Here is a 9,252-nt window from a genome sequence, read left to right as displayed (position 1 = left end):
TTGTATTGCCTACAAATAGGATAGCACATTTTGTTGAAGTTTCTTTATATTATTTTATCTAGCACAACAGGTTAATTTATACTAAAATACTAAAAGCCGCTCGTTCCTTTTCAGGGATCCGGGCGGCATATAAAATCTATTTGAGGGTTTGATATTCCAAAAATGAAATCAATTCATTTAAATTTAATTCTACATTCTTAGGAATCGTTAATTCCAGCATATTCGTCTGATCCTGGAGCCATAAATAGTCTCTCTGCTCCTCTTCTTCCGAATAATAATATTCAAAACCATCCTGTACTTCTTTTGAACCTGCGTCTGGATTGTTTCTGATCATTGTCTCCAAACCACTCTTTCCATCAGAAAGTCTGTGTGTAAATAGGACAAATTCATTGTCATAGTGGCAGGAAAAATATCCCTCCCGGACCTGAATGTCCTTCAAGGATGTCTTCCATGGATTGTTATCATTGATCCAGTAAATCCGCTCGGTTGGAAGTTCTGATCGTATATTAGGCGAGTCTGAAGTCTGATATGCATAGATAAAGCTCTCTAAATTTTTGTATGTATCCGGTGTGCTAAGCACGTATTCCTCTGTCTCTGTTGAGGTGTCTGCACTTTCATTCGTTTGGTTCAGGCAGCCAGAAATGAGCAGTGCGGCAGTCAAACATAATACCATATATTTTCTCATACCCTTACACCTCACTCATGAAATCCATTGCGGCTGCTCCATTTACTTCTCTTCCATCAACAACCGATACAACGTAGGTTCCGCATGAATCTCCTTCAGGATCGCCTCGATCGCCTCCCGGTTCTCCTTCCTTTTCCCCTGCTTTACCGCCCGGATCAAAAGATTCTTCGGCGTGTGCTCCATATCGATAAACTCCAGGATCTGCACCCGGTATCCCATGGCCTCCAGCACTTCCGCACGAAGGGCATCTGTATAAAGCGCTGCCATCCGCTCCTTGATAATTCCATAATGGAACACCGGTGCAAACAACTCGCTCTTCATCTGCTTATTCACCTCATGCTGACAGCACGGAACAGACAGGATCACCTTCGCGTTCCAGCGGACCGCCTTCTCCAGCGCGTAATCCGTCGCAGTATCGCAGGCATGGAGCGTCACGACCATATCGACCTCATCCGTTCCCTCGTAGGAAGCGATATCCCCATGAAGAAACTCCAGAGATTCATATCCAAATTTCTTCGCAAGACGGGAACAGTGCTCGATCACGTCCGTCTTCAGGTCCAGGCCTGTGATCCGTACCGGGTAGCCCTTTAAGACCTTGAGATAATAATACATCGCAAAGGTCAGATAAGACTTTCCACAGCCAAAATCAATGATCCTGGTCTCCTTCTCCTTATCAAGCTTTGGAAGCACGTCCTCAATAAATTCCAGGAACCGGTTGATCTGGCGGAATTTGTCATACTTTGCGTGGACGATGGCCCCGTCCTTCGTCTGGACACCAAGTTCCACAAGGAACGGAACCGGGATTCCCTCTTCCAGGATATACCGTTTCTTCCGGTTATGGGAAAGACCGCCAGCCCACGCAGCCTTAAGAGCCGCGTCAGAACCACCGGTGGACCCGCTATCCTGGCCGGAAGCGGAAGCTGCCACGTTTGCCACAGCCGCCTTTTTCTTCACCTTCACGGTAATCTTCCCCTTCTTGCTCACAAGAACCGTTCCGCTCTTATCCTGCGCCTCCAGCTGAAGCTGCCGGAAGCTTGTCTCCATAAGACTTTCCAGATAATCCACCGCTTCCTCCGCGGTGAGATTCTTGTGGAATGCCTGCTTTCCGATAAACTCCTCTGCCTGAAAATGCAGGGCGCCTTTCGCTAACACCGGACGGATCTTTGCCTTCAGAAAATCGTTCTTCTCCGCCTGTCCGCTGGCCGTGACCTGGATCAGACGCTCATTTAAAAAATCAGTGAGTACACTGTGAAGCTCTCTCTTTTCCATCACTTCTTCTCTCCCCAGCCGCCGCGCAAAAGCTCCGGCTCATCCATCAGATGGGCGAAATCGTTAAAACGGTTTAACAACATCTCCCCGTCGGACTCCCGGTAATAAAATTCCGTGATCCCACAGTTTTCCAGATGCTTCGCGAGCAGCGGAACATATGCGCCGTCCATATGGAGATAATGGGTCACAAGACTCCGGATCACGCCCCCATGGGTGACGACAGCCACGGTCTCTGCGCCAGACTTTACGATCTCATCCATGACCGGAACGGCCCGGCGGATCACATCTGCAGCGTTCTCACCGCCCGGATACGGAAGATCCTCCTTCATGGAAGCTCTGGCGGCAAAAAAGTCTGCGTAGCGCTCCATAATCACATCGTCGGAAAGTCCCTCCAGATCACCGAAGGAGATCTCCCGGAGACCTTCCCGGATGATCCTCGGCGCATGGAGCTTTTCGTTGATAATATCGGCTGTCTCACACGCGCGGATCAGATCACTGGACCAGACGGCGTCGATGCATTCTTTTTTTAGCCTCTCCCCAAGAAGCTCTGCCTGCCGCTTACCAGCGTCGGAAAGCGGCACATTTACATTACAAAGCGGGCTGTTCTGCCTGCCGTGACGGATCAGATAGATTCTCATAGTCTCTCCTGTTTAGTTCTTAAAGCTGTGGATCGGAGCCGGAATCCGTCCGGTTCTGCTTACAAATTTTTCACAGCTGAATGCGTTCACTGGCATGATCGGTGCATGTCCTAAAAGACCGCCGAACTCTACCGTCTCGCCCACACCTTTTCCGATTACCGGGATCAGGCGGACTGCTGTTGTCTTCTGGTTTACCATGCCGATCGCCGCCTCATCCGCGATGATTCCGGCGATGGTTGCAGCACTTGTATCTCCCGGAACCGCAATCATGTCAAGACCCACGGAGCATACGCAGGTCATTGCTTCCAGTTTCTCGATGGTAAGAGCGCCCTCGTTGACCGCATCGATCATTCCCTGGTCCTCGCTGACCGGAATAAACGCACCGGAAAGTCCGCCGACGTAGGAAGATGCCATAACGCCGCCCTTCTTTACCTGGTCATTTAACATAGCGAGGGCAGTCGTTGTACCCGGTGCGCCTGCGCGCTCTAAACCGATCTCCTCCAAGATCTCAGCAACGGAATCGCCCACAGCCGGAGTCGGTGCTAAAGACAGATCGATAATACCGAACGGGATACCGAGGCGTGCGGATGCCTCTTTCGCAACAAGCTGGCCTACACGGGTGATCTTGAATGCAGTCTTTTTAATCGTCTCACATAACGTCTCGAAATCAGCACCGCGGACAGACTGCAGCGCTGTTTTTACAACACCAGGTCCTGAAACACCTACATTGATGATCGCGTCAGCCTCTGTGACACCGTGGAATGCACCTGCCATGAACGGGTTGTCATCCGGTGCATTACAGAAAATAACAAGCTTCGCGCAGCCTAAGCAGTCGTTATCCTTCGTGTACTCTGCGGTTCTTACGACCATCTCGCCCATTAAACGGACAGCGTCCATATTTAAACCGGTCTTTGTGGAACCGACGTTGATGGAGCTGCAGACAAAGTCGGTCTCTTTTAACGCCTGCGGAATGGAGCGCATCAGATTCTCATCGGCTGTAGTCATGCCCTTTGAAACAAGTGCGGAATATCCGCCGATAAAATTGACGCCTACGGTTTTTGCCGAGCGGTCGAGAGTCTTTGCGATGGTCACAAAATCTTCCGGACTCTTGCATGCAGCACCGCCCACCAGGGCGATCGGAGTCACGGAAATACGCTTATTGACGATCGGAATTCCGAAATCACGCTCAATCTGTTTTCCTGTCGGAACAAGATCCTTTGCGAGAGTCGTGATCTTGTTGTAGATCTTTTCGTTTAACTTGCCAAGATCGGAGTCACAGCAATCCAGAAGGCTGATACCAAGGGTGATGGTGCGGACATCCAGATTCTCGTGCTCGATCATATTGTTAGTCTCGTTTACTTCCAGACGTGTAATCATAATCTTTTCCCTCTCCCTAATCAAATACGGTGCATTTTTGTAAAGATCTCTTCACGCTGGCACTTGATGTTGACGCCGATTCCAGTGCCGATCTCATCGAGACCGGAAGCCATTTCATCGAATGAAACGCTTGCGCCGCTTCCATCCACGATCATCATCATGTTGAAATACTCCTGAACAATGGTCTGGGAAATATCAAGGATGTTAATTTTATGGTCCGCAAGATATGTACATACCTTTGCGATGATGCCTACGGTGTCTTTTCCTACTACAGTGATAATAACTTTATCCATGGAAATTTTCCTCCTTGTGTTGTGCCTTCCGCGTATTTTTAATTTGATCCGGCCCGGCAGACATGGTCTGCTGAAAGGCGGGAATCCTGGGAACGGTAGCATTATGCAGTGTTAAAGCATAAAAAATTTCTTAAAATATATCATTACATTCCATAAGATGCAAGCTTTTTTTGATGTACACCTGTACGAAAATGCAGGCCGCTGCAAAGAATCATGTGGGACGCCCGAATATGCCGGGACATTCTCTCTGACTACAGGCTGATAATCTCCGACATTTCATCCCGCTTCGCCACTGCCAGATGGAAATCGTCTGCATGGTACGGACAATCCCCCATGTCGATCTCCAGACGCACCGTCTCATAGGCCAGCTCCGGAATATTGTTCTCCTTGCTCAGATGGCCGAGTAATATATGTTTCAATCTGCCGCTTAAAATGCAGTTCAAGAGACACCCTGCGTTTTCGTTGGAAAGATGTCCGAAATCCCCCATGATGCGGCGCTTTAAGTAGTACGGATACGGTCCCGTCTCCAGCATCCTGAGATCATGGTTGGACTCCAGAAGCACCGCGTCCAGATCCAGCAGATGGTCGACGGTATACTGATTAAAATGGCCGAGATCCGTCGCCACCGCCACGGACTTGTTTCCCGACTGGATCCGGTATGCCACCGGGTCTGCGGCATCGTGGTCGATGTGAAATGGCTTGACTGTCAGATCCCCCAGGGCGAACTCCGTGTCCGGAAGGATCGGGTGAAGAAGCTCTTCCGGATACTCTCCAAGGCCCTTGATCTTTTTGATCTCATTTAACGTCCCTTCCGTCGCGTAGATCGGGACTTCATATTTTCTCGCGAGAACGCCGAGTCCCTTCACATGGTCAGAATGCTCATGAGTGATGCAGATCCCGTCCAGCTCGCTTGTCTTTAATCCAACCTCGTTGAGCCCCTGCTCGATCCGCTTCGCGCTGATACCGGCATCGATCAGGATGTGGCTCTCCTCCGTTCCTGTGTAGATGCAGTTTCCACTGCTGCCGCTGGCAATACTAACAAATCTCATGGTCAAGGATCTCCTTCAGCTGTCGTTTGATATCGGACTCGTCCCCATTGTTGTCGATGACCCGGTCGCAGAGCGCGCGGTACTCTTCCTCCGATGCCTGTCTTCCGATGATATCCTCGCACTTTTCGCGGCTATAACCCCGGTTTGCCATAAGGCGGATGATCCGGTTCTCCTTTGTGGTGTAGACATACCACAGCTCGTCAAAGAGGTCCTTCGGCGCGGTGTCAAAGACTGCCGCTTCGATGATCACAAGCTGCTCCTCAGCCGCTTCTGCTGCCTCTTTCATGGTCTTCCACACAAGCGGATGGATGATGGAGTTCATGGTCTTTAACGCATCCTTATTGCGGAAGATCACATCCGCAAGTGCCTTCCGGTCCACGGATCCGTCCAGAGCAAGGAATGATGTTCCAAGGGCCTCCGTGACCCTCTTTAACCCCTCGCTTCCCGGCTCCATGAGATCGTGGGCCACAAGATCCGCCAGAATGATCTTCGCCCCAAAATCCTCTTTCAATACCGCCAGCACACTGCTCTTTCCAGCGCCGACACCGCCTGTAATTCCAATAATTTTCTTCTTCTGTTCCATTTATTTCGCCTCAAACCAGTTCTTTCCGCCATGCATGTCGATCTCCAGTTCCACCTTTAAGGATGCCGCATGGTGCATCTCCTCGGACAGGATCTTCATAACTGTTTCCTTCTCGTCCTCCGCCGTCTCGATGAGAAGCTCATCGTGTACCTGCAGGATCAGTCTGGAGCGAAGATTCTCTCTTCTCAGTCTCTCATCCACCCGGATCATGGCGATCTTGATGATGTCCGCGGCGGTTCCCTGGATCGGGGAGTTCATTGCCACGCGCTCGCCGAAGGAACGCTGCATAAAGTTCGAGGATTTTAGCTCCGGCACCGGGCGGCGACGTCCGAACATGGTGGTGACGTACCCCTGTTCCTTTGCGTGAGCCACAAGGCTGTCAAGAAATGACTTGACCTGTGGGTAAGTCTCAAAATACCGCTCGATATACTCCATGGCCTCTTTTCTGGAGATGCTCAGGTCCTCGCTGAGTCCAAAGGCACTGATCCCGTACACGATCCCGAAGTTCACGGCCTTCGCGTTGCGGCGCTGCAGCGGTGTCACCTCGTTTAACGGGATATGAAACACCTGGGACGCCGTGATGGCGTGGATATCCTGGGCAGTCTTATATGCCTCGATCAGACGCTCATCGCCGGACATGTGGGCGAGGACGCGCAGCTCGATCTGGGAGTAGTCGGCATCTAAGAACAGGAATCCGTCCCGCGGGACAAAGACCTTCCGTATCTCCCGTCCAAGCTCCATGCGGATCGGAATGTTCTGGAGGTTCGGCTCCGTGCTGGAGATCCGGCCCGTCGCCGTGATCGTCTGGTTGAAGCGGCTGTGGATCCGGCCATCCTCTTTGATATATGTTCCCAGACCGTCCGCGTAGGTGGAATTTAACTTTGTATACTGCCTGTAATCTAAGATCTTCTGGATCACCGGGTAATCCGGGGCGAGCTTTTCAAGGACATCTGCCGCTGTTGAATAGCCGGTCTTTGTCTTTTTTCCGCCCTTGATCTGCATCTTCTCAAACAGGATCTCGCCTAACTGTTTCGGGGAGTTGATATTGAACTCCTGTCCTGTCATCTCCCAGATCTCCTTCTCGAGAACGGCGATCTGTTTCTTCAATTTCCCGCCGTAGGCGGTGAGTTCTTCCCGGCGGACCGCAATTCCCTCATCTTCCATGTGGAATAACGTATAGATCAGCGGAAGCTCGATATTCCGGTAAAGATCCTCCATTCCTTCTGCTGCCAGACGCTCTGAGAGCGGTTTCCCGGCGGCAAAAGCGGTGTATGCCATAAGTCCCGCCATGTGCGTAAAATTATCCTGTTCTTTTGCGCAGGCGTCCTTATAGGACATCTTTTTGATCAGGTCTGCCCTTGACGGAACCGTCATGCCGAGAACATCCCTCGCAATGTCATCGTACCCATAAGTGTCCTTTAACGGATTTAAAAGGTACGCCGCGACACCCGCATCGTAAACGGTATCCCCGTAGGAAAGCTTCGCAAACGGCAAAGAATGCTTGAGATCCAGCACCCAGGCATGGCCTGTGCGGCAGAGCTCTTCATACTTTCCGGCGATATAGCTTTCTGTCATAAAGCCGCCGACCGGGAAAATATAGCTTCCGGTCTCCTCAAAGCTTAAAGCGAGAGCTGTCACGGAGCCGTTCTCCGCGAGAAGCTCCATACCGATGCGCTCTTCTTTCTTTGCCTTTTCAAAGAGCGCGTCCGCCTCTGAGAAATCTTCCACGAGGACAAACTGCTTCTCCGGTCCGCTCTCATTCCTGATCCCCTCGCCGAATCTCGCTGCGATGGACTTAAACTCCAAACGTTTCATATATTCGTAAGCGGCCGGTGTATAGAGATTTTCCAGCTTCGCGTCCGCCATGGAAAACTCAATGGGGGCATCGATACAGATTCTTGCAAGTTTCAGGGAGAGATCTGCAAGGTCCTTGTGTTCCTCCAGCGCCTTCTTTGCCCTGGGCGGTTTTACCTGATCGAGGTGGGCGTAGATGTTTTCCAGATTTTGATACTGTACAATGAGGTTTGTTGCCGTCTTCTCACCGATGGACGGAACACCCGGGATATTGTCAGACTGGTCGCCCATCAGGGCCTTCACCTCGATAAACTGCTCCGGTGTTACCTGGTACTCCCGAATCACGTCCTCCGGGTAATAGTTGTGTACTTCTGTGGTTCCACGGCTTGTCTTCGGAAGACAGATCCGGATATGGGTGTCGGAAAGCTGTAAAAGATCCCGGTCTCCGGAGAGGATCGTCACCTCATATCCATCTTTCTGCTCACGTTTCGCGATGGTTCCAAGAATATCGTCCGCCTCATATCCCTCTTTTGTGAGAATCGGAACACCCATGGCCGTCAGGACTTCCTTCATAAGCGGTACCTGCTCGTGAAGCTCCTCCGGCATCGGTTTTCTTGTTCCCTTGTAAGCGTCGAACATCTTATGTCGGAACGTCGGCGCTTTTAAGTCAAAGGCCACCGCCAGGTAGTCCGCTTTCTCCTCATCGAGAACCTTGAATAAGATATTTAAAAAGCCATAGACCGCGTTCGTGTGAAGACCTTCCGAGTTCGTCAGGTTCGGCACACCGTAGAACGCGCGGTTTAAGATGCTATGACCGTCGATCAGTACGAGTTTTTCCATGTTCACTCCTGTTTCACGATAATATTTATAAGCTTCCTATTACAAAAAGCCCATCGTCTTCCAGATCCGAAGCTGCAAAAGGATCATGACGACTAACGCCATTCCGCCCAGAGTCGTGACCGCGTAGGTCGTGATCTGGAATATGGAGATATGGCGCAGGGTCCGGTAGGATTCCGCTACCTTTCGTTTTAAATCTCCCACGATGTCGTATGTTCCATCCGCCTCGTCCAGCTTTTTTAAACCCACATCCACCATATAGTGGATCTCCAGCTCTTCCCTGCAGTTATCACACGTTTTAATATGGTCCAGGAAATCTTCCAGCTCCGTTGGGGACAGCTCATCCTTCATATACGGAACTACCATCTTTTCTGCTTCCACACAGGTCATGGAACACACTCCTTTCAGCTTTAATCTTAAGAAGCCCGCATAAATGCAAAAAGACACGACCATCTAATGAGAGTCATGTCTTTTCGTTTCTGCCGGCGGCCGGACTTGAACCGGCACGAAGTTACCCCCGTCAGATTTTGAGTCTGATGCGTCTGCCATTCCGCCACGCCGGCATATCTTCGCGGCTGTGTATTTCAACAGCCGCATATAATTCTATCATAAGAACATGAAAATTGCAAGGAGATTTTAGTGGTGGACACGACAAACGCATGAATGATTGTCTACCACCAATTCTGTTTTCAGCTATTTTTAAGCTTCTAAAAGTTCTTCCAGATAC

9 protein-coding genes and 1 tRNA gene are annotated in these 9,252 nt (G+C 50.6%); all 10 read right to left on the bottom strand.

All coding sequences use genetic code 11. The features are described from left to right. Window positions 1-136: 136 nt before the first annotated feature. The gene (locus GPK83_RS06650; RefSeq protein ID WP_215704334.1) at window positions 137-685 is read right to left on the bottom strand and encodes a hypothetical protein; all 549 of its coding nucleotides are present in this window, start codon (window positions 683-685) and stop codon (window positions 137-139) included. A 42-nt stretch (window positions 686-727) separates the two neighbouring features. Beyond that, window positions 728-1,954, bottom strand: a complete 1,227-nt coding sequence (locus tag GPK83_RS06645; protein ID WP_215704333.1) for an SAM-dependent methyltransferase — start codon at window positions 1,952-1,954, stop codon at window positions 728-730. After that, window positions 1,954-2,592, bottom strand: a complete 639-nt coding sequence (locus tag GPK83_RS06640; protein WP_215704332.1) for a histidine phosphatase family protein — start codon at window positions 2,590-2,592, stop codon at window positions 1,954-1,956. Before GPK83_RS06640 ends, GPK83_RS06645 begins: the two co-directional genes overlap by 1 nt. Window positions 2,593-2,604: 12 nt before the next feature. Then, window positions 2,605-3,969 carry a PFL family protein gene (locus GPK83_RS06635; RefSeq protein WP_215704331.1) on the bottom strand — a complete coding sequence of 455 codons (1,365 nt, stop codon included), beginning with the start codon at window positions 3,967-3,969 and terminating at the stop codon, window positions 2,605-2,607. 20 nt (window positions 3,970-3,989) lie between these two features. Further along, the gene (locus GPK83_RS06630) at window positions 3,990-4,262 is read right to left on the bottom strand and encodes an ACT domain-containing protein (RefSeq protein ID WP_118598014.1); all 273 of its coding nucleotides are present in this window, start codon (window positions 4,260-4,262) and stop codon (window positions 3,990-3,992) included. 251 nt (window positions 4,263-4,513) lie between these two features. Further along, the gene (locus GPK83_RS06625) at window positions 4,514-5,311 is read right to left on the bottom strand and encodes an MBL fold metallo-hydrolase (RefSeq protein ID WP_215704330.1); all 798 of its coding nucleotides are present in this window, start codon (window positions 5,309-5,311) and stop codon (window positions 4,514-4,516) included. Beyond that, a complete protein-coding gene (gene coaE / locus GPK83_RS06620) occupies window positions 5,298-5,894 on the bottom strand; it encodes a dephospho-CoA kinase (RefSeq protein WP_215704329.1) in 597 nt (198 codons plus the stop codon). Before coaE ends, GPK83_RS06625 begins: the two co-directional genes overlap by 14 nt. Next, window positions 5,895-8,528, bottom strand: a complete 2,634-nt coding sequence (gene polA / locus GPK83_RS06615; RefSeq protein WP_215704328.1) for a DNA polymerase I — start codon at window positions 8,526-8,528, stop codon at window positions 5,895-5,897. It lies immediately after the preceding gene. Window positions 8,529-8,567: 39 nt separating this feature from the next. Further along, window positions 8,568-8,915, bottom strand: coding sequence for a zf-HC2 domain-containing protein (locus GPK83_RS06610; protein WP_117552624.1), 348 nt, complete (start codon window positions 8,913-8,915; stop codon window positions 8,568-8,570). A gap of 90 nt (window positions 8,916-9,005) precedes the next feature. After that, a tRNA-Leu gene (locus GPK83_RS06605) sits at window positions 9,006-9,088 on the bottom strand. Window positions 9,089-9,252: the final 164 nt, after the last annotated feature.

This window comes from Clostridium sp. MCC328, from assembly GCF_018785465.1.
Taxonomy (GTDB): Bacteria; Bacillota; Clostridia; order Lachnospirales; family Lachnospiraceae; genus Pilosibacter; species Pilosibacter fragilis.
Note: the sequence above shows the minus strand (reverse complement) of the source record. Positions and strands in the feature narration are given on the sequence as shown.

Coding starts and splice junctions, on each gene's coding strand:
- GPK83_RS06645 (WP_215704333.1), bottom strand. CDS start 1,954: ATGGAAAAGAGAGAGCTTCACAGTGTACTCACTGATTTTTTAAATGAG.
- GPK83_RS06640 (WP_215704332.1), bottom strand. CDS start 2,592: ATGAGAATCTATCTGATCCGTCACGGCAGGCAGAACAGCCCGCTTTGT.
- GPK83_RS06630 (WP_118598014.1), bottom strand. CDS start 4,262: ATGGATAAAGTTATTATCACTGTAGTAGGAAAAGACACCGTAGGCATC.
- GPK83_RS06650 (WP_215704334.1), bottom strand. CDS start 685: ATGAGAAAATATATGGTATTATGTTTGACTGCCGCACTGCTCATTTCT.
- GPK83_RS06625 (WP_215704330.1), bottom strand. CDS start 5,311: ATGAGATTTGTTAGTATTGCCAGCGGCAGCAGTGGAAACTGCATCTAC.
- polA (WP_215704328.1), bottom strand. CDS start 8,528: ATGGAAAAACTCGTACTGATCGACGGTCATAGCATCTTAAACCGCGCG.
- GPK83_RS06610 (WP_117552624.1), bottom strand. CDS start 8,915: ATGACCTGTGTGGAAGCAGAAAAGATGGTAGTTCCGTATATGAAGGAT.
- coaE (WP_215704329.1), bottom strand. CDS start 5,894: ATGGAACAGAAGAAGAAAATTATTGGAATTACAGGCGGTGTCGGCGCT.
- GPK83_RS06635 (WP_215704331.1), bottom strand. CDS start 3,969: ATGATTACACGTCTGGAAGTAAACGAGACTAACAATATGATCGAGCAC.